Annotated in this window: 16 protein-coding genes and 1 riboswitch; of the genes, 11 read left to right on the top strand and 5 right to left on the bottom strand. The window is 67.5% G+C overall.

Translation table 11 applies throughout. The features are described 5' to 3' along the window. Positions 1–67: 67 nt before the first annotated feature. Entirely contained in the window at positions 68–538 is a 471-nt protein-coding gene (gene tsaA / locus CRJ03_RS13645; RefSeq protein WP_104019425.1) for a tRNA (N6-threonylcarbamoyladenosine(37)-N6)-methyltransferase TrmO, read from the bottom strand. A 79-nt stretch (positions 539–617) separates the two neighbouring features. Here tsaA and CRJ03_RS13650 point away from each other — a divergent pair, with 79 nt between their 5' ends. Both CRJ03_RS13650 and CRJ03_RS13655 read left to right on the top strand, forming a co-directional pair. Further along, on the top strand, positions 618–2417 hold the full coding sequence (locus tag CRJ03_RS13650; protein WP_104019426.1) for an aminopeptidase P family protein: 1800 nt from the start codon (positions 618–620) through the stop codon (positions 2415–2417). 70 nt (positions 2418–2487) lie between these two features. Further along, positions 2488–2829, top strand: a complete 342-nt coding sequence (locus CRJ03_RS13655) for a DUF427 domain-containing protein (RefSeq protein ID WP_104019427.1) — start codon at positions 2488–2490, stop codon at positions 2827–2829. 26 nt (positions 2830–2855) lie between these two features. On the opposite strand, the gene CRJ03_RS13660 is transcribed toward CRJ03_RS13655, so the two are convergent. Next, on the bottom strand, positions 2856–4469 hold the full coding sequence (locus CRJ03_RS13660; protein WP_104019428.1) for a chloride channel protein: 1614 nt from the start codon (positions 4467–4469) through the stop codon (positions 2856–2858). A 158-nt stretch (positions 4470–4627) separates the two neighbouring features. Here CRJ03_RS13660 and CRJ03_RS13665 point away from each other — a divergent pair, with 158 nt between their 5' ends. From CRJ03_RS13665 to recN, 9 genes are all read left to right on the top strand, one after another. Further along, entirely contained in the window at positions 4628–6004 is a 1377-nt protein-coding gene (locus tag CRJ03_RS13665; protein WP_104019429.1) for an FAD-binding oxidoreductase, read from the top strand. A 44-nt stretch (positions 6005–6048) separates the two neighbouring features. Continuing rightward, positions 6049–7005, top strand: coding sequence for a UDP-N-acetylmuramate dehydrogenase (gene murB, locus CRJ03_RS13670; protein ID WP_104019430.1), 957 nt, complete (start codon positions 6049–6051; stop codon positions 7003–7005). Between the two features lie 66 nt (positions 7006–7071). Further along, the gene (locus CRJ03_RS13675) at positions 7072–7965 is read left to right on the top strand and encodes a D-alanine--D-alanine ligase (protein WP_104019431.1); all 894 of its coding nucleotides are present in this window, start codon (positions 7072–7074) and stop codon (positions 7963–7965) included. Beyond that, the gene (locus tag CRJ03_RS13680) at positions 7953–8846 is read left to right on the top strand and encodes a cell division protein FtsQ/DivIB (RefSeq protein WP_104019432.1); all 894 of its coding nucleotides are present in this window, start codon (positions 7953–7955) and stop codon (positions 8844–8846) included. The genes CRJ03_RS13675 and CRJ03_RS13680 overlap by 13 nt, the downstream gene beginning before the upstream one ends. Continuing rightward, positions 8843–10177, top strand: coding sequence for a cell division protein FtsA (gene ftsA / locus CRJ03_RS13685; protein ID WP_104019433.1), 1335 nt, complete (start codon positions 8843–8845; stop codon positions 10175–10177). The genes CRJ03_RS13680 and ftsA overlap by 4 nt, the downstream gene beginning before the upstream one ends. Before the next feature lie 174 nt (positions 10178–10351). Continuing rightward, complete coding sequence (gene ftsZ / locus CRJ03_RS13690) at positions 10352–11965, top strand: cell division protein FtsZ (protein ID WP_104019434.1); 1614 nt, start codon at positions 10352–10354, stop codon at positions 11963–11965. A 266-nt stretch (positions 11966–12231) separates the two neighbouring features. Further along, positions 12232–13152 (top strand): UDP-3-O-acyl-N-acetylglucosamine deacetylase, encoded by a 921-nt coding sequence (gene lpxC, locus CRJ03_RS13695; RefSeq protein ID WP_104019435.1) that lies wholly within the window; start codon positions 12232–12234, stop codon positions 13150–13152. Between the two features lie 110 nt (positions 13153–13262). Next, positions 13263–14111, top strand: a complete 849-nt coding sequence (locus tag CRJ03_RS13700) for an outer membrane protein assembly factor BamD (RefSeq protein WP_104019633.1) — start codon at positions 13263–13265, stop codon at positions 14109–14111. A gap of 39 nt (positions 14112–14150) precedes the next feature. Further along, positions 14151–15800: a DNA repair protein RecN gene (recN, locus tag CRJ03_RS13705; protein ID WP_104019436.1), complete on the top strand. Its 1650-nt coding sequence runs from the start codon at positions 14151–14153 to the stop codon at positions 15798–15800. A gap of 68 nt (positions 15801–15868) precedes the next feature. On the opposite strand, the gene CRJ03_RS13710 is transcribed toward recN, so the two are convergent. The 3 genes from CRJ03_RS13710 to CRJ03_RS13720 all read right to left on the bottom strand — a co-directional run bounded on the left by CRJ03_RS13710 (position 15869) and on the right by CRJ03_RS13720 (position 18803). Continuing rightward, the gene (locus tag CRJ03_RS13710) at positions 15869–16180 is read right to left on the bottom strand and encodes an ETC complex I subunit (protein WP_104019437.1); all 312 of its coding nucleotides are present in this window, start codon (positions 16178–16180) and stop codon (positions 15869–15871) included. A 73-nt stretch (positions 16181–16253) separates the two neighbouring features. After that, complete coding sequence (locus tag CRJ03_RS13715) at positions 16254–18050, bottom strand: ABC transporter transmembrane domain-containing protein (RefSeq protein WP_104019438.1); 1797 nt, start codon at positions 18048–18050, stop codon at positions 16254–16256. Positions 18051–18131: 81 nt separating this feature from the next. Further along, positions 18132–18803 carry an NnrU family protein gene (locus CRJ03_RS13720; protein ID WP_104019439.1) on the bottom strand — a complete coding sequence of 224 codons (672 nt, stop codon included), beginning with the start codon at positions 18801–18803 and terminating at the stop codon, positions 18132–18134. A gap of 100 nt (positions 18804–18903) precedes the next feature. After that, a riboswitch (cobalamin riboswitch) is annotated at positions 18904–19112 on the top strand. The last annotated feature ends 99 nt before the right edge of the window (positions 19113–19211 follow it).

The raw sequence follows: 19211 nt of genomic DNA on the forward strand, positions 1-19211 counted from the left end.
GTCCTCGTGGGGATGGATTGCGCGCGGGCTTAGCACCTTCGCCAGATGCTTGAAACCTCCGCGTTGCTCAGCCCTTGGGCGGGGCCTTGGGGGTGAATTCGCAGGTCACCGGCTTGATATCGATCAGCGGCGTGCCATCGAGACAATCGAGCCCCCGCACGATCAGCGTGGCCCCCTCGACCCGCTCCAGCCGCACGCGTGAGAGACCGATCGGGTTTGGCCGCTGTGGCGAGCGCAGGGCGAAGGTGCCGAAATAGCGCACACCGTCATTGCCGGGGTTCTGCACCACGAGGTCGCGCCGCGCCCGGTCGAGCCAATAGAGCAGGTCGAGATGGGCATAGTCTTCGACCCCTATAAGCGCCTCCTGCCATGGCTCAAACACCTCCACCCGGCACTCGGGCCCATCCACGCGCCCCTGCCGGGGGCAGTCCTTTCGCTCGGTCCAGGGCGTGCGGATGCGCCCGATGAAGTGCAGGGCCGCGTCGCCTGCCTCCGGCACCTCGACCAGCCTCTCGCCCGCGCGTACCCGGCTTTCCATTGCCCCGCCCCCGTTGTTGCCATTTCACGGGCTCTTCTTTAGCACTGAACCCCACCCCGCACCACGAGAGAGACGGCCTTTGTTCCAGAGCTTTACCGAGACCGCGCGCCCCGAACAGGGCCCGCCGCGCCTTGCCCGCCTGCGCCGCGCGATGGCCGAGGCGGGTCTGGTGGGCTTTCTCGTGCCGCGGGCGGACGCGCACCAGGGCGAATATGTCGCGCCCTGCGACGACCGGTTGGCGTGGCTCACGGGCTTCACCGGTTCGGCTGGGCTCTGCGTGGTGCTGAACGATGTGGCGGGCGTGTTCGTGGACGGGCGTTACCGCGTGCAGGTAAGCGGGCAGATCGATACCGGGCATTTCACCCCCGTGGACTGGCCCGAGACGAGGCCCGGACCGTGGCTAGCCCGGCACCTGCCCGGGGGCGGCCCGGTGGGGTTCGACCCGTGGCTGTGGACACCCGGACAGGTAGACGAGATCGAGGCGGCACTGCCCGAAGGCGTCCGCCTCGTGCCGTCCGACAACCTGGTCGATGCCGTCTGGCACGACCGCCCCGCCCCGCCGCGCGGCCCGATACAGCCCTGGCCCGAGACCCTGGCGGGCGCGACCCACGCCGAAAAACGCGCGCAACTGGCCGAGAGCTTGCGCACGTCCGGTGCGCGCGCGGCGGTCATCACGCTCACCGATTCCCTCGCCTGGTTGCTGAACATCCGCGGTGCCGACATCCCCCGCAACCCGGTGCCGCAGGGCTTCGCCATCCTGCACGACACGGGCCGTGTGGCGCTCTTCACCGACCCGGCCAAGCTCGATACCCGTGCGCGCGCGCATCTGGGCGACGAGGTGACGTCAGCCGCTCCCGAGGCGTTTGGCCCCGCGCTCGACGCACTCGAGGGCCCAGTGCAACTAGACCGCAAGAGCGTGCCGGTTTGGGTCGTGCAGCGGCTCGAGGCGGCGGATGTCGCACATACATGGGCCGAGGATCCCTGTATCCTGCCCAAGGCGCAAAAAACCGCCGCCGAGATCGACGCCACCCGCGCCGCCCACCTGCGCGACGGTGCGGCGGTCTGCGAATTCCTTGCGTGGTTCGACGCGCAGCCCACCGGTACGCTGACCGAGATCGACGTGGTGACAAAGCTGGAGCAATGCCGCGCCGCCACCGGCCGCCTGCTCGATATCAGCTTTGACACTATCGCCGGCTCGGGCCCCAACGGAGCGCTGCCGCATTACCGCGTGACCGAGGCCAGCAACCGCACGCTTCGGGCGGGCGACCTACTGGTTCTCGACAGTGGCGGGCAGTATCTCGACGGCACCACGGACATCACCCGCACCCTGCCAATGGGCACGCCCGGAGACGCGGAATGCACGGCCTTTACCCGCGTGCTGCAAGGCATGATCGCCATCTCGCGCCTGCGCTTCCCCAAGGGGCTCGCGGGCCGCGATCTAGATGTGCTGGCACGCTATCATCTGTGGCTCGACGATTGCGATTACGGCCACGGCACCGGGCACGGGGTCGGCGTCTATTCCTGCGTGCACGAGGGACCGCAGCGACTCTCGCGCCTGTCGGAGGTGCCGCTCGCGCCCGGAATGATCCTGTCGAACGAGCCAGGGTATTACCGCGAAGGGGCCTTCGGCATCCGCATCGAGAACCTGATCGTGGTGCGCGAGGCATCCCCCGTGACGGGCGGCGACGGGGCCACGCAGATCGACTTCGAAACCGTCACATTCGCGCCCATTGACCGCCGCCTGATCTGCTCAGACCTGCTATCCGCGCCAGAGCGCGCCTGGCTCGACGGCTATCACGCGGCCTGCCGCGACAAGATCGGCCCTCTGCTTTCGGCACCGGCACGGGTATGGTTGCAGCAACAGACCGCGCCGCTGTGACACATTCCCGTGACACTCCGACGGCAGACATGACCGAACAAGAACACCGAAACGACAGGAAGGACGACACATGAACAAGATAACGATACGCAAGGCAGACGGCACCTGGACGGTGCGCGCGGGCGGCGCAATCCTCGCCGAAAGCCGCAACGCGCTGGAACTGACCGAGGGCGAGTACCCCGCGGTGATCTATTTCCCGCGCGAAGATATTGCGATGGCGTTTCTAGATGAGAGCGAACAAACCAGCCATTGCCCGTTCAAAGGGGATGCGCGCTATTTCTCCATAGAGACCAAGAGCCAGACCATCGAGAACGCCGCCTGGAGCTACGAGGCGCCAAAGCCCGAGGCCACGCGGATCGCCGGGCACATCGCGTTCTACACGACCGACAAGGTCGCGGTGGAGCGTATCTGATTGCCGGGCGACGCGCGGGGACGCGCTCAGCCGTGCTCTTCCTTCGACACGGCGGCCAGCGCGCCGTTATACGCCTTGAGCGCATCGACGTGAAACAACGCCCCCGCGAGGTCCGGCGGGGCATCCCCTCCCGAGAGCGTGACCACGGGCACGAAGGGCACGCCCGCGCGCTCGAAAACCGGCATGGCCGTCTCGAGCGTGGCGCTGGCATCGACATAGATCCCCTGCTCGATCAGCGACCAGCACTGGTCGGGATCGGCGGCGCGCGCGTGATCGGGTTCGCGCATCAGCCGTGACACGCGGAACATGCCCAGCAGGTAATCCTGCGGCCCCGCGGCCAGACGGATGCCGCGCCGCATGAGCTGTGTCAGGAAGAACGAGCGCCGGACCAGTCGCGCCGAGAGCGCCACCGAGGTCGAGACGGCCACCATCACGGCAAGGCCCGTCTGCCAGTCGCCGGTCAGCTCGAACACGATCAGCGTGGTCGAGATCGGCGCGCCCAGCACCGCCGCCGCCACCGCACCCATCCCGGCTAGCGCATAGAGTGTGGCTGCGCCGGAATAGTCGGGCAGAACCGCCGTCGCCAGCAGCCCGAAGGTCAGCCCCGTGAGCGCCCCTACCATCAGCGAAGGCGAGAACACGCCGCCACCCATGCGCCCACCCAGCGTGATTGCCACCGCCAGCACCTTGAGCACGGCGAACACGATCGCCTCGTGCCACACCAGCCGCCCGGTCAGCGCCGCCGAGGTGGTCTCGTAGCCCACGCCGATGATATGCGGAAACCAGATCGCCAACGCCCCGAGCATCAGCCCCGCCGCTGCGGGCCGCAGCCAGCGCGGTATGCGCAGGCGCATCTGCACATGTCCGGCCACATCCTCGGCCACAAAGATCGCCAGCATCATCAGCGTCGCCACCAGCCCGCAGACCAGCCCGAGGATCAGGAAGGCGGGTAGTTCCACGTAGAAGGACAGCACGCTGCTCACCGGCAGCGTGAATTCGGTTACGTCGCCGAAATGCAGTCGGCTGATGACCGTGCCCGCAACGCTCGCGATCACGATGGGCGCGAAGGCGTGGATCGCGAAATGCCGCAGCACCACCTCGAGCGCGAAGAGCGCGCCGGCGATGGGCGCGTTGAACGACGCCGAAACGGCGGCGGCCACCGCACAGCCCAAAAGGTCGCGCCCGGTGATGCCGTCGGCATTTAGGCGGTCACTCACCCAGCCCGAGATGACCGCAGCAAGATGCACCACCGGTCCCTCTCGCCCCGACGAGCCGCCTGTGCCCAGCGTCACCAGCGACGCGAGCGCCGAGGCCAGCCCCGCGCGCCGCTCGACCCGACCTTCGCTAAGCGCCGCGCCCTCGATCACGTCCGCGACCGTGCGCACGCGCCCGTCATCGGTGAACCGGTGCAGGACCAAGCCAACGATCAGCCCCCCGGCCACCGGCACCAGCAGCACCCAGAACCACGGCAGATGCTCGGCTTGCGAGTGTAGCCGAGCCACGTCCCCGGTCTGGTAGACCACTCCCTCCAGCGCCGAGATACCCTTGCGAAACAGCACTGCCGCGTATCCCGCGGCACTTCCCAGCAGGAGCGCGATCACCCAGAACTGGAACTGGCTCGGCCCGCGCCTGCGCAGCATCCGCCAGCCCCCGCGCAGGCGAATCGCCGCCTGTCTGCGCAATCGCGCGAAAAACGATCTGTCCCCGGGCTGCGTCACGTTACCATCCGACTGCGCTGCTTTCGCATCGCGGCTTCATCGCCTAGGGTATCGTGACACTCACGAACGAAAGTTGCCCAATGGACACGCAAAAAGCCCTTGACGACCTGCATACCTGTCTAGGCCAACGGCTCAGCCTCTCCAAGTCCGATCTGGACCTTCACGGTCGCAGCGAGTCGTATTTCCCGCTCAGCCCGCCCGATGCTGTCGCCTATCCCGAAACCACCGACGAGGTGGCGCGCATCGTCGCCATCTGCGCGCGCCACCGCATGCCGGTCACGGCATGGGGCACCGGCACCTCGCTCGAAGGACAGTCGCAGGCGTTTTCCGGCGGGATCGTGGTGGATTTCAGCCGCATGAACCGCGTCCTCGAGATGGCGCAGGCCGACATGGTGGCGCGCGTCCAGCCCGGCGTGACGCGCGAGGCGCTGAACGAGGAGCTGCGCGCCACCGGCCTGTTTTTCCCGGTCGATCCCGGTGCCAACGCCGCCCTCGGCGGCATGGCCGCAACCCGCGCCAGCGGCACCACCGCCGTGCGCTACGGCACGATGCGCGACAACGTTCTGGCGCTCGAGGTGGTGACGGCGACCGGAGAGGTGATTCGCACCGGCACGGCGGCGCGCAAATCCTCCTCTGGCTACGACCTCACCGCGCTGTTCGTGGGCTCCGAGGGCACGCTCGGCCTCATCACCGAGCTGACCCTGCGGCTCCACGGCCAACCCGAGGCGATCTCGGCGGCGGTCTGCGCGTTCGACAGCGTGGGGGACGCGGTCGAGACGGTCATCGACACGATCCAGAGCGGCGTACCGATGGCGCGGATCGAGCTGATGGACGAGGACAGCGTGCGCGCGGTCAACGCCTATTCCGGCATCGACCTCGCCGAGACGCCGCACCTTCTGCTCGAATTCCACGGCAGCGAAACGGGCGCGCGCGAACAGGCCGAAACCTTCGGCGCGATCGCCAGCGATCACGGCGGCAAGGGGTTTGACTGGGCCACACGCCCCGAGGCGCGGAACGCACTCTGGACCATGCGCCACAATGCCTACTACGCGATCCTCGCCAGCCGCCCCGGCGCGCGCGCCATCGTCACCGATATCTGCGTGCCGATCTCGCGCCTGGCCGAGGCCATCGAGGAGACACGCGCCGATTTCGCGCAGGCGGGCGTGGCAGGACCGATCCTCGGCCACGTCGGCGACGGCAATTTCCACGCCGTGCTGATGGTGGACATGGCCGACGAAGCCGAGATCGCGCGCGCCAAAGCCGCCTCGGATCGGATGGTGGAGCGTGCGCTGAGCATGGGCGGCACCGCCACCGGCGAGCACGGCATCGGCGTGGGCAAGCTGGGCTATATGGCGCGCGAACACGGGGGCGGCTGGGCAATGATGGGGGCGATCAAGGCCGCGCTCGACCCCGACAATATCCTGAATCCCGGCAAGCTGGTGCCACCGCGCAACTGACAGGCGGCTTTACCTCCCGGCCCCGCCGGGGCACAAGGACCGCCATGACCGAGATGCCACCGACGCGCGGGCGGCTGAGCCGCGACCGCCCCCTGTCCGATCTGACCTGGCTGCGCGTGGGCGGCCCGGCGGACTGGCTGTTTCAGCCCGCCGACACCGATGACCTCGCCGATTTCCTGCGCGCGCTCGACCCGGACATCCCGGTATTCCCGATGGGCGTGGGCTCCAATCTCATCGTGCGCGACGGCGGTATCCGCGGGGTGGTGATCCGGCTGGGGCGCGGCTTCAACACGATCCAGGCGAACGGCGACCGCGTCACCGCTGGAGCGGCGGCGCTCGACGCGCATGTGGCGCGGCGCGCAGCCGAGGCCGGGATCGACCTCACCTTTCTGCGCACCATCCCTGGCAGCATCGGCGGCGCGGTGCGGATGAATGCGGGCTGCTACGGTTCTTACGTGGCCGATCACCTCGTCGAGGCGCAGGCGGTGACGCGCGCGGGCGAGCTATTGACGCTGACACCAGAGGCACTGAATTTCCGCTATCGCCACAGTGACCTTCCCGAGGGCTGCATCATCACCGGGGCCACGTTCCGGGGTCCGCCCGGCGCGCCCGAAACGCTCATCGCCAAGATGGACGATCAGGTGGCCCGCCGTGACGCCACGCAGCCCACCAAGGATCGCAGCGCCGGCAGCACCTTCCGCAACCCGGCCGGTTTTAGCAGCTCAGGTCGCGCCGACGACGTGCACGACCTCAAGGCCTGGTCGGTGATTGACCGCGCGGGGCTGCGCGGCGCGCGGCGCGGGGGCGCACAGATGAGCGGGAAGCACCCCAATTTCCTCATCAATACCGGCGGGGCCTCCGCGGCCGACCTGGAGGGTCTCGGCGAGGAGGTACGAAAAAGGGTTTTCCAAAACAGCGGAATACAGCTAGAGTGGGAAATCATGAGGGTCGGCGAACCGGCCCCGGGCGACAGCCCCGACAAAGAGCAGTCAGAACGATAACGCGGTCGCGCGAAGCGGCCCGGAAAATTGAGGCACTAGGTGGTTGGTTCGGGCAGAACAACCCCGATGGTTGCGGTGATGATGGGCGGCCCCTCGGCAGAGCGCGAGGTGTCACTCTCCTCCGGGCGTGAATGCGCCGCAGCGCTTCGGGACGCAGGCTACCGGGTCGTTGAGATCGACGCCGGGCTCGATCTCTGCGCACAACTTCAGGACATCTCTCCCGACGTGGTCTTCAACGCGCTGCACGGTCGCTGGGGCGAGGATGGTTGCGTTCAGGGCCTGTTGGAATGGCTGCGCATCCCCTACACCCATTCCGGCGTACTGTCCTCGGCACTCGCAATGGACAAGGAACGCACGAAATCCGCCTACCGCGCCGCCGGACTGCCAGTGGTGGCAAGCCTGCTGGCCCCGCGCGAGGCGGTGCGCAAGCGCCATGTGATGGCCCCGCCCTACGTGGTCAAGCCCAACAACGAGGGCTCCTCGGTCGGCGTCTACCTCGTGCAGGAGGCCGCGAACGGGCCACCGCAACTGTCGGACGAGATGCCAGAGACGGTCATGGTAGAGGCCTATGCCCCGGGTCGCGAACTCACCACCACCGTGATGGGCGACCGCGCGCTCACGGTTACCGACATCCTCACCGACGGCTGGTATGATTACGATGCGAAGTACAAACCCGGCGGATCGCGCCACGTGGTCCCCGCCGAGGTGCCGCAGGACATTTTCGACGCCTGCCTCGCCCACGCCCTGCGCGCCCACGAGGTGCTGGGCTGCCGCGGGCTGAGCCGAACCGATTTCCGCTGGGACGAGGGGCGCGGGGCAGACGGGCTGGTGCTGCTCGAAACCAACACCCAGCCAGGGATGACGCCCACCTCGCTCAGCCCCGAACAGGCGGCGGCGGTCGGCATATCCTTTCCAGACCTCGTTCGCTGGATGGTGGAGGACGCGTCATGCGACCGGTGATCCCCCGCGCCGATCCCTCCCCCTCGCGGCTGCGCTACCGGCTGGAGCGGATGCGTCTCACACCGGGCTACCGGCGGCTGACGCGGCTAGGCCTGCCACTGCTGGTCGTCGCGGGCGTTGCGGGCGGATATCTCTACGATGCCGACCGGCGCGCGAATATCGCCGACCGCATCGCCGAGATCCGCCGCCAGATCGAAACGCGACCGGAATTCATGGTCCACCTGATCGAACTTGAGGGTGCCAGCGCCGGTGTGCAGGAGGATATTCATGAGATATTCCCGTATGACTTGCCCGCCAGCTCCTTCGATTTCGACATGGCCGCGCTCCGCGAGATGATCGAGGGGCTTCCGGCCGTCGCGCGTGCCGAGCTGCGTATCCGGCAGGGCGGCGTGCTGCGCGTCGCCGTGACCGAGCGCGTGCCGGTAACCCTATGGCGCACGCGCCACGGATTCGAGGTACTCGACATCAGTGGCGCGGCCATCGCCACGGTCGAGGCGCGCACAACGCATGCCGACCTGCCGGTGCTGGCGGGAAGCGGTGCCGACCTCGCGGTGCCGCAGGCACTCGACATTCTCGCCTCGGCGACAGCGTTGAAACGCCCGCTGCGCGGCCTCGTGCGTATGGGCGAGCGGCGCTGGGACCTCGTGCTTGGCGACGGCAGGCGGGTGCGCCTGCCCGAGCGCGAACCAGTGCGCGCGGTCGAGCGGGTAATCGTGCTCGACCGGGCCAGCGACCTGCTGGAACGCGACCTTGTGAGCATCGACATGCGCCTCAGCACGCGACCCACGGTACGCATGAGCGAACATGCCACCGAGGAGTGGTGGCGCATCACGCGCGCGTCCGGCCTGCCAGCCATTTCGTCAGGGACAGAAACCAGATGATCGAACTTTACGAATCCCAGCGCGCGATGCGCGCGATGCGCAAGGCCGCGATCCAGCGCGGCGTGGTAGCGGTCCTGGATGTCGGCACATCCAAGATTTCCTGCCTGGTGTTGCGCTTCGACGGCACCGGGCGCTTTGCCGCGGCCGAGGAGGTCGGGCGCATGGCCGGGCAGGCGGGATTCCGCGTGATCGGTGCGGCGACGACGCGCTCACGCGGGGTGCGTCTGGGCGAGATCGAGGCGATGGCCGAGACCGAGCGCGCGATCCGCACCGCCGTGCAGGCAGCTCAGAAGATGGCGCAGATTCGCGTGGATCACGTCATCGCCTGTTTCTCTGGCGCGCGCCCGCGCAGCTACGGGCTCGCCGGCGAAGTCGACATCACCGGGCAGACCGTGACCGAAAACGACATCAGCCGCGTGCTCAGCGCGTGCGACGTGCCCGATATCGGCGAGGAACGCGAAGTGCTGCACGCCCAGCCGGTAAATTTCGCGCTCGACCACCGCTCCGGGCTGATCGACCCGCGCGGCCAGATCGGAAACTGGCTGGCTACCGATATGCACATGCTCACCGTGGACGGGGTGGCCGTCCAGAACCTCGCGCATTGCGTAAAGCGTTGCGACATGGAGCTCGCGGGCGTCGGCAGCTCGGCCTATGTCTCGGGGATCGCCGCGCTGGTCGAGGACGAGCAGGAGCTGGGTGCCGCCTGCATCGACCTGGGCGGCGGTAGCGCGGGGCTTTCGATCTTCATCAAGAAGCACATGATCTACGCGGATTGCGTGCGCATCGGTGGTGACCACGTCACTAGCGACATCTCGATGGGTCTCCAGGTGCCGCAAGCCACCGCCGAGCGAATCAAGACCTTCTATGGCGGGGTCGTCGCCACCGGCATGGATGACCGCGAGATGATCGAGACCGGCGGCGAGACCGGCGATTACGAGCACGACCGCCGCAAGGTCAGCCGCGCCGAACTGATCGGCATCATGCGCCCCCGCGTGGAGGAAATCCTCGAAGAGGTGCGCGCGCGGCTCGATGCGGCCGGCTTCGACCACCTGCCCAGCCAGCAAATCGTGCTCACCGGTGGCGGCAGCCAGATCCCCGGCCTCGACGGGCTCGCGAGCCGCATCCTCGGACAGCGCGTGCGCCTCGGGCGCCCCTTGCGCGTGCACGGTCTGCCGCAGGCCGCCACCGGCCCGGCCTTTGCCAGCGCCGTTGGCATGTGCCTGTTCGCGGCCAACCCACAGGACGAATGGTGGGATTTCGACATCCCCGTGGACCGCTACCCGGCACGCTCGCTGCGGCGGGCGGTCAAATGGTTCAAGGACAACTGGTGACCGCAACATGTGGCGAAATGAGCGAAATCCCGCGGAAACGCCCAGAAATCAGGGCATATTTGGTAGTTTCACGGTGTTTTTTTGGTGACGATTGACGCAACCATCGGTAAGAATGGGGACAATCAGGCGGAAAACGGCCTGCGCAGACAGGCCCAGAGACAGGCGGACAGAGCAATGACACTCAACCTATCACTCCCCGGTCAGGACGACCTCAAGCCGCGGATCACCGTGTTCGGTGTCGGAGGCGCTGGCGGTAACGCGGTCAACAACATGATCGAAAAGGCCCTCGACGGCGTTGATTTCGTCGTCGCCAATACCGACGCCCAGGCCCTCAGCCAGAGCCAGGCCGAGAGCCGTATCCAACTGGGCGTGAAGGTGACAGAGGGCCTCGGCGCGGGGGCCAAGGCGTCGATCGGCGCCGCCGCCGCAGAGGAATCGATCGAGCAGATCGTCGATCACCTCGCGGGTTCGCATATGTGCTTCATCACCGCGGGAATGGGCGGCGGAACGGGCACCGGCGCCGCGCCGATCATCGCGCAGGCCGCGCGCGAGCTTGGCGTGCTGACCGTAGGCGTCGTCACGAAACCGTTCCAGTTCGAGGGCGGCAAGCGCATGAAGCAGGCCGAGGCCGGTGTCGAGGCACTGCAGAAGATGGTGGATACGCTCATCATCATCCCCAACCAGAACCTGTTTCGTCTTGCCAACGACAAGACCACCTTCACCGAGGCCTTCAGCATGGCCGACGACGTCCTCTACCAAGGTGTCAAGGGCGTCACCGACCTGATGGTGCGCCCCGGTCTCATCAACCTCGATTTCGCCGATGTGCGCGCGGTGATGGACGAGATGGGCAAGGCGATGATGGGTACCGGCGAGGCCGACGGCGAAACCCGCGCCGTGCAGGCCGCCGAGAAGGCAATCGCCAACCCGCTTCTCGACGAAATCAGCCTCAGGGGCGCGCGCGGCGTGCTTATCAACATCACCGGCGGCCACGACCTGACGCTGTTCGAGCTTGACGAGGCCGCCAACCGCATCCGCGAGGAGGTGGACCCCGACGCCAACATCATCGTCGGCTCGACGCTCGACATCGAGATGGAGGGCCGGATGCGCGTGAGCGTCGTTGCCACCGGCATCGACGCCAGTGAAAACTCTGCCGACGTGCCCGTACCGCGCCGCTCTCTGGCAGAGCCCCTCCGGCAGCCCGAGGCCATCGAGGCCGACCTTCACGCCGAGCATGGCGGGGCCACCCCCGCCGTGGCCGAAGAACCCTCGCTCTTCGACCGCACCGAGGAACCACGGGCCGAGCCTGCCCAACCCGATACTTTCGTTGCGCAGGGCGCCGATGACGATCTCCCTCCACCCGCCTACCAGCCCCGCGCCGAAGAAGCCGTGGCATCAGGCCAGACCGACATGGAGATCGAGGAAGAGCTCGACGCCTTCCTCGCGCCACGCGCGCCCGCGCCCGGCACCCCCTCCCCTGAGGCGATGCAGCGGCTCCAGGTGGCGGTGAGCAAGGTCCCCTCGCAGGCGGCAGCGCGCCAGCAACAACCAGCCGCGTCCGAGCAGGCCCCCGCCCCGTCCGGGGACGGGGCCGCGCCGGACGATAAGCCGCGGTTCGGGATCAATTCGCTCATCAACCGGATGACCGGGCATGGCGGACAAGAGGCCCCGCGCCCCGCGCGCCAGCAGCCCCCAATGCAGGCCGCGCGCTCCGCGCAGCCCGCCCCCCGCGAGCAGGAAGAGGAGGATCAGATCGAGATCCCGGCCTTCCTGCGGCGTCAGGCAAACTGAAAGAAGGCGCATCACCGCCCGATCTGGCCGCCCTTCGGGGCGGCTTTTTCGTTTCAATAGCAACACCTGGGCGGCATAGGCAGAATCCCGCCCACGCCACGCGCCACGATGTTTCAATCGGTTGCAAAGATTGAGTTGAGGCTGTTCCTTGCAGCCTTTAGACACGTCTCAGTTAAAATTTCATGACCATATGCTCGCGTCATGGGCGGCCCACAGCGGCACGCCACGCTGCAGTGAGCCATCTGGTCGAATGATCGGAACAGAGCGTGCAAAGAACGATCAGACAGGCGGTTAGTTTCGACGGTGTTGGCCTGCATTCGGGCAGGCCCGCGCGTCTCGTGCTGCGACCGGCGCCCGCTGGGGCCGGCATCGTCTTTCACCGCACGGATCTGGACGAAACCACCCCACCAATTCCCGCACTGTGGGACCGGGTGGTGCAATCGCCGCTCTGCACGCGGCTGGTGGGCGCGGGCGATGCGTCTGTCTCGACCGTCGAACATGTGATGGCAGCGCTGGTCGGGTGCGGCGTCCACAACGCCACGCTGGAGATCGACGGTCCGGAAGTTCCGATCCTCGATGGAAGCGCCGTGCCGTTCGTCACCAAGATACTCGCCGCGGGCCTCACACCGCAGGCCGCTCCGGTGCGCGCCATCCGCGTCCTGCGCCCCGTCGAGGTTGCAAATGGCGCAGCACGCGCGCGGCTCTCGCCCGACGTTACGCTGCGCATCGAGTTCACCATCGAGTTCGAGGACGCGGCCATCGGCGTACAGACCAAGAGCCTCAACATGTCCAATGGCAGCTTCGTGCGCGAGCTTTCGAATTCGCGCACCTTCTGCCGCAAGGCCGATGTCGAGACCATGCGCGCCAACGGCCTCGCGCTCGGTGGCACGATGGAAAACGCCGTCGTCGTAGACGGCGACGAGGTGCTCAGCCCCGGCGGGCTGCGCCACGCCGACGAAGCGGTGCGTCACAAGATGCTCGACGCGGTCGGCGATTTGGGGCTCGCAGGGCTTCCGATCCTCGGCTTCTACCAGGGGATGCGTGCGGGCCATGCGCTCACCAACGACCTGCTGCACGCGCTGTTTTCCGATCAGGCCAACTATCGGATCGTCACCTGTGACGCGGCCACGGCAGCGCGCCTGCCCGGCGCCGGCGTGCATATCGGCGAGATTCCCCGCGTCGCCTGACACGCGATCGCGTTCCCCGCGCCAAACCCGTTTTGCACCGCAGATTTATGTGCTAGAGCGAGACCGTGGCGGTGGGAACGCCTTTGCGAAACACGACGGGAAGAATGTGCATGACAATCGGCAAGGGTCCGGCGCAGATCGCGGGGGCGGCTCTCGTGGTTCTGTTTCTCGCAGGCTGCGATGGCGGTGAGAGCGTGGAGCGCGGCAATCTCAACTACGAGAATTTCACCGCGCAACAGATATTCGAACGCGGCGAGTACGATCTTTCACGAAACAAGCCCAAGCTCGCCGCCCAGAGCTTCGCCGAGGTCGAGCGGCTCTATCCCTATTCCGGGTTCGCCAAGCGCGCCGTCATCATGCAGGCCTTTTCCCATCACCGCGACCGCAATTACGAGGAAAGCCGCGCCTCCGCGCAGCGCTATCTCGATTTCTATCCCGCCGACGAGGACGCCGCCTATGCCCAGTATCTGCTGGCACTGAGCTATTACGATCAAATCGACGAGGTTGGCCGCGACCAACAGCTCACCTTCGAGGCCCTTCAGGCGCTGCGCGAGGTGATCGAGCGCTACCCCGAAAGCGAGTATGCTACGTCCGCACGCCTCAAGTTCGATCTCGCCTACGATCATCTCGCTTCCAAGGAAATGGAAGTCGGGCGCTACTATCTCAAGCGCGACAACTTCGCCGCCGCGGCCAACCGCTTTCGCGTGGTGGTCGAGGATTTCCAAACCACGACCCACACCGCCGAGGCACTGCACCGGCTGGTCGAGGCCTACCTCTCGCTCGGGCTCGTGGACGAGGCGCGCACCGCCGGCGCGATCCTTGGCCACAATTTCCGCGGCACCGAGTGGTACGAGCAGAGTTACTCGCTCCTGACCGGCCAGGGTCACACGCTCGAGGCCGCAGGTGACGGCTGGTTGCAGGAAATCTACCGCCAGACCGTGCTCGGTCGGTGGCTCTAGGGGGCGGCGGGGTGTACCCCTGCCCCACGGAATGACCGGATGCTGGCCACGCTCGAAATCCGCGACATGCTCATCATCGACCGGCTGGAGCTCGGGTTCCGGCCGGGGCTGAACGTGCTCACCGGCGAGACCGGGGCCGGCAAGTCCATCCTGCTCGACTGCCTCGGATTCGTGCTGGGCTGGCGCGGGCGCGCCGATCTGGTGCGCGGAGGGGCCGAACGCGGCGAGGTCGTGGCGGTGTTCGAGCTCGGCGCCGATCACCCGGCCCGCGTGGTTCTGGCCGAGGCCGGGCTGCCCGAGGAGGACGACCTTATCCTGCGCCGCGTCAACGCACAGGACGGGCGCAAGACCGCCTGGGTCAACGATCGCCGCGTCTCGGGCGAGGTGCTGCGACGGCTCTCGGCGACGCTCGTGGAACTGCATGGCCAGCACGATGATCGCGGCCTGCTCGACCCGCGCGGCCATCGCGACATGCTCGACGCCTTCGGCGGGCTGGACGCGCAGCGCAACTCCGTCAGGACGGCGTGGCGCGAGCGCGCCGCCGCGCAAAAGGCGCTTGACGAGGCCGAGGCGGCTCTCGCCTCCATGCGCGCCGAAGAGGATTTCCTGCGCCATTCGGTGGCCGAACTTGATACGCTCGACCCGCAGCCCGGCGAAGAGGCGACGCTCGATACACGCCGCCGCCTGATGCAAGGGGCCGAGCGCATCCGCGAGGATATCGCCCGCGCCGCGCATGTGCTTGGCCTCGACGGGGCCGAGGGGGCAGCGGGCGATGCGCTGCGCTGGCTCGAAGGCGTCTCCGACAAGGCCGAGGGGCGGCTCGATGGCGCACTCGCCGCGCTCTCGCGTGCATTGGTCGAACTCGACGAGGCCGGGCGCGAGACACAGGCCGCGCTCGAGGCGCTCGACTTCGACCCGCTCGACCTCGAACGCTGCGAGGAACGCCTCTTTGCCATTCGCGGGCTGGCGCGCAAGCACGACGTTCTGCCCGATGACCTTGCTGCTTTCGCCGACACCCTGCGCACGCAACTGGCTGCGCTCGACGCAGGCGACAGCGATCTGGCGGCCCGCCGCGCAGACCGGGACGCCGCCGCACAGCGCTATGACCACGAGGCAGTGGCACTGAGCCACGCCCGCCGCGAGGCCGCCGCTCGACTTGACGCCGCCGTGATGGCCGAGCTTGCACCGCTCAGGATGGAACGCGCCATTTTCACGACCGAAATCGCCCCTGCCGATCCCGGTCCCTCGGGCCACGACGCCGTGAGCTTTACCGTGGCGACCAATCCCGGCGCGCCTTCCGGACCATTAAGCCGGATCGCCTCGGGGGGCGAGTTGAGCCGCTTTCTGCTTGCGCTCAAGCTGTGCCTGTCCGCCCCCGATGCGGGTCTGACCATGATCTTCGACGAAATCGACCGCGGCGTTGGCGGCGCCACGGCGGACGCGGTCGGGCGGCGTCTGGAACGGTTGGCGACAGACGGGCAGGTACTGGTTGTCACCCATTCGCCGCAGGTTGCGGCGCGCGGGGCGCATCACTGGCGGGTAGAGAAACGGGTGGAGGACGAGATGACACTCTCGACCGTGCGCACCCTCGACGGGGCCAACCGCGTGGACGAAATCGCTCGCATGCTCTCGGGCGAGCATGTCACCCAAGAGGCCCGCGCCGCCGCCGAGGCGCTGATGGCGGGTTAAGTGACGGGCCGTGATGTACCGGCACGTCCCGCATAGTCCGGAAGGCGCCCGGAACCGGCGGACGACGCTTAGTGCGTCCAGACCTGCCGCCGCTTGGTCGAGAAGTTCTCTGCATAGCCGCCGGGGCGGATGTTGGGCTTGCGCTTGTGCGGATCCTGCACCACAGCGTCGATGCCGTGTTCCCGGGCGTACTGAAGCGCCGCCTCTTTCGTGTCAAAGCGTAGCCGCACCTGCGCCTGCGTGTCGGCATTCGAGGTCCACCCCATCAGCGGGTCAATCTCCCGCGCCGACTCGGACACGAATTCCAGCACCCATTTCTGCGTGTTGGCCACGCCCGATTGCGTGGCGGTCCGGGCGGGTTTGTAGATGCGTGCGCGCATGGGCGTCTCCGATCTGAAGTCTTAGATGTTATCCCAGATTGCGGGGCCTTGGGCAAGGGACCGTTCGCCGCGCTCAGGCCGCGGCGCCATCGGTGAATTGCAGCCGCGCCAGCCGTGCGTAAAGCCCGTTTTCCGCGACGAGACTGTCATGCGTTCCCTGCGCCACGATCCGGCCCTGATCCATCACCACGATGCGGTCGGCCTTCTTCACCGTCGCAAGGCGGTGCGCCACGATGATCGTGGTGCGCGTCTCCGCCATCCCCTCGACGGCGGTCTGCACCGCGCGCTCGCTCTCGGCGTCGAGCGCGCTCGTAGCCTCATCCAGCAACAGAACGGGCGCATCGCGCAGGATCGCGCGGGCGATGGCGATGCGCTGTTTCTGCCCACCCGACAGCATCACGCCACGCTCGCCGAGATAGGTGTCGTAGCCCTGCGGCAAACGCGCGATGAAGTCATCTGCGTGGGCGGCGCGGGCGGCCGCCTCGATCTCGGCATCGCTGGCCTCGGGTCGGCCGAAACGGATGTTCTCGCGCGCCGAGGCGGCAAAGATCGCCGGCTCCTGCGGCACCAGCGCCAGCGCCTGGCGGAACTCGTGCCGCGCCATCTCCGCGAGCGCCACGCCATCGAGCGTGATGCGCCCCTCCTCCGGGTCGTAGAACCGCAGGATCAACTGGATCACGCTGGTTTTGCCCGCTCCCGACGGGCCGACCAGCGCCACCGTCTCGCCGGGCTTGATCGACAGGCTGAAATCGTCGAGCGCCGGGGTCTCGGGCCGCGCCGGATAGGCAAAGCGCACACCTTCGAACGCGATCGCGCCGCGCACCGGCTGCGGCACGGGCACCGGTGCCGCAGGGTCCCGGACCGGGTCGTCTGCGTGCAGCAGGTCGACCAGCCGCTCGGTCGCCCCGGCCGCGCGCTGCAACTCGCCCCAGATTTCCGACAGCGCCGCCACCGCGCCCGCCACCATCACCGCGTAGATCACGAACTGCACGAGGCTGCCGGCGCTCATGTCCCCTGCCCGCACGTCCCGTGCGCCGATCCACAACACGCCGACAATGCCGGTGAAAACGAGGAAGATCACGATCACGGTCATCAGCGCGCGGGTATTCACGCGGCGGCGCGCGACCTCGAAACTGCGTTCGGTCACATCGCCGAACCGCGCCCGGCTCTCGCGCTCATGGGTGAATGCCTGCACCGTCTGCACCGACAAAAGAGCCTCGGAGGCGTTGCCGGAACTGTTGGCGATCCAGTCCTGGTTCTCGCGGCTGAGTACGCGCATCTTCCGACCGAGAAACAGGATCGGCACGACCACCAGCGGCACGATCAACAGCACGAGACCGGTCAGCTTGGCCGAGGTCAGTAGCATCAGCACCATGCCGCCCGAGAACAGCAGCAGATTGCGCAACGCGATGGACACGGACGAGCCGATGACAGACAGGATGAGTGTGGTGTCGGTGGTGATCCGGCTCAGAACCTCGCCGGTCATCACCCGCTCGTAAAAGGCCGGGCTCATGCCGATCACCCGGTTGAACACCGCCTTGCGGATATCGGCCACCACCCGCTCGCCCAGCCGCGACACCAGCAGGTAGCGCAGCCCGGTGCCCAGCGCCAGCAACGCCGCGATAACGAGCGCCGCGCCGAAATACTGATCAAGCAGCGCACCATCCTCGTTGCCGAAATTGTCCACCACCCGGCGCACCGCCATCGGCAGCATCAGCGCCACTGCGGCGGTCAGCACCAACGCCGAAACGGCAGCGGCCAGCAGCTTGCGGTAGGGACGCAGGAACGGCCACAGCTCGGCCAGCGCGCGTACGCGCTTTGATTTCTCGCGATCCAGCAGATCGGCGCCGTTCTCGGCCTTGCGCACCATTCCCGTCTACTCCCTCTCGTTCGCACCGGTTCTTGGCGAGTGCGGCGCGCGGGGTCAAGTGCCCCGAATGGTCGCAGGGGCTCACGGCAGGGGCGAAACGCCGATGACCAACGGGTGAATCGCGACCAGCCCGGCAAACGCCGCAAGGCCCAGCCCCAGCCGCACAATACCGCCACGGACCGAGGCCGGGCGCGGCGGCCACGCCGGCACGGCGCGCCGCGCCGCGTCAAGCCGCTCCCACTCGGGCCCGAGCGCCTGCTTGCGGCGGCGGTCCACGATGCGCTGCCCCAGCATCGCGAACCCCGCGAAAAGACCGAAGAGCGCCACGTGCGCCAGATCGCCATTGGGCACCATATGCCCGCCCGCCCACAGCGCCAGCGCCACCAGCAGCGGATGGCGCGTGTAGCGCAGGATGCCGGGGCGCGCGGCATCGAACCCGGCTCCGGCACGACCGCCAAAGGAAAACGGGTTGGGCCGCCGGATGGCCAGCGCCGCCAACACGCAGGCAGCGAGCATCGCGAGCAACGTCACATGCTTCTGCCACGCCGCCCAACCCCAGAGCGGCACATGGGGCGCGCGCCCCGCCGCCATCAACACCCAGTAAAGCACCCCCAGCGACAGCGCCGAGTAGCCCAGCGCGAACCCCCGCTGACCGAATCGCGCCACCAGGGCCGATTTCACGCGCGGCCGCAGCGGCAGCGTATGGCTGAGGAAAAACACCGCCAGCGCCGCCGCATACTCGGCCCAGCCCATGACCCGCACCCTTTCGAAATCCACTTGGCGGCGCAGGGATACCGCGCGCGTGCGACGCGCGGCAAGCGCGATTTACACTTGCGCGAATCTGACTTCAGGCGTAACGCGGGGCTGCTTCGGTCCGGGAAAATACCCCGGTAATAGGGAATACGGTGCGATCCGATCATCGGATCAAATCCGTGACTGCCCCCGCAACTGTAAGCGGTGAGCGAGGCCGGAAAAATGCCACTGCACCTGAACGGGGTGTGGGAAGGTTCGGCCAAGCGATGACCCGCAAGTCAGGAGACCTGCCGAAGTGATCACCCTATCCGGGCGCGGGGCGCGCCGTGGATAACGGACCTTTTCCGTAGTGGTGGCACTTTCACCGTCTGCGGAGAGGCATGTCCTCTTCCAACGACCGACCCGATG

Origin of the sequence: Roseovarius nitratireducens (assembly GCF_002925845.1) — a bacterium.
Lineage (GTDB): Bacteria > Pseudomonadota > Alphaproteobacteria > Rhodobacterales > Rhodobacteraceae > Roseovarius > Roseovarius nitratireducens.

Bases quoted from the DNA above. Each gene is read 5' to 3' on its own strand.
- CRJ03_RS13675 (WP_104019431.1), top strand. From the start codon at position 7,072: ATGGTTGCGGTGATGATGGGCGGCCCCTCGGCAGAGCGCGAGGTGTCA.
- recN (WP_104019436.1), top strand. From the start codon at position 14,151: ATGCTGGCCACGCTCGAAATCCGCGACATGCTCATCATCGACCGGCTG.
- CRJ03_RS13720 (WP_104019439.1), bottom strand. From the start codon at position 18,803: ATGGGCTGGGCCGAGTATGCGGCGGCGCTGGCGGTGTTTTTCCTCAGC.
- CRJ03_RS13665 (WP_104019429.1), top strand. From the start codon at position 4,628: ATGGACACGCAAAAAGCCCTTGACGACCTGCATACCTGTCTAGGCCAA.
- ftsA (WP_104019433.1), top strand. From the start codon at position 8,843: ATGATCGAACTTTACGAATCCCAGCGCGCGATGCGCGCGATGCGCAAG.
- CRJ03_RS13680 (WP_104019432.1), top strand. From the start codon at position 7,953: ATGCGACCGGTGATCCCCCGCGCCGATCCCTCCCCCTCGCGGCTGCGC.
- ftsZ (WP_104019434.1), top strand. From the start codon at position 10,352: ATGACACTCAACCTATCACTCCCCGGTCAGGACGACCTCAAGCCGCGG.
- CRJ03_RS13700 (WP_104019633.1), top strand. From the start codon at position 13,263: ATGACAATCGGCAAGGGTCCGGCGCAGATCGCGGGGGCGGCTCTCGTG.
- tsaA (WP_104019425.1), bottom strand. From the start codon at position 538: ATGGAAAGCCGGGTACGCGCGGGCGAGAGGCTGGTCGAGGTGCCGGAG.
- murB (WP_104019430.1), top strand. From the start codon at position 6,049: ATGACCGAGATGCCACCGACGCGCGGGCGGCTGAGCCGCGACCGCCCC.
- CRJ03_RS13715 (WP_104019438.1), bottom strand. From the start codon at position 18,050: ATGGTGCGCAAGGCCGAGAACGGCGCCGATCTGCTGGATCGCGAGAAA.
- CRJ03_RS13655 (WP_104019427.1), top strand. From the start codon at position 2,488: ATGAACAAGATAACGATACGCAAGGCAGACGGCACCTGGACGGTGCGC.
- CRJ03_RS13710 (WP_104019437.1), bottom strand. From the start codon at position 16,180: ATGCGCGCACGCATCTACAAACCCGCCCGGACCGCCACGCAATCGGGC.
- CRJ03_RS13660 (WP_104019428.1), bottom strand. From the start codon at position 4,469: ATGCTGCGCAGGCGCGGGCCGAGCCAGTTCCAGTTCTGGGTGATCGCG.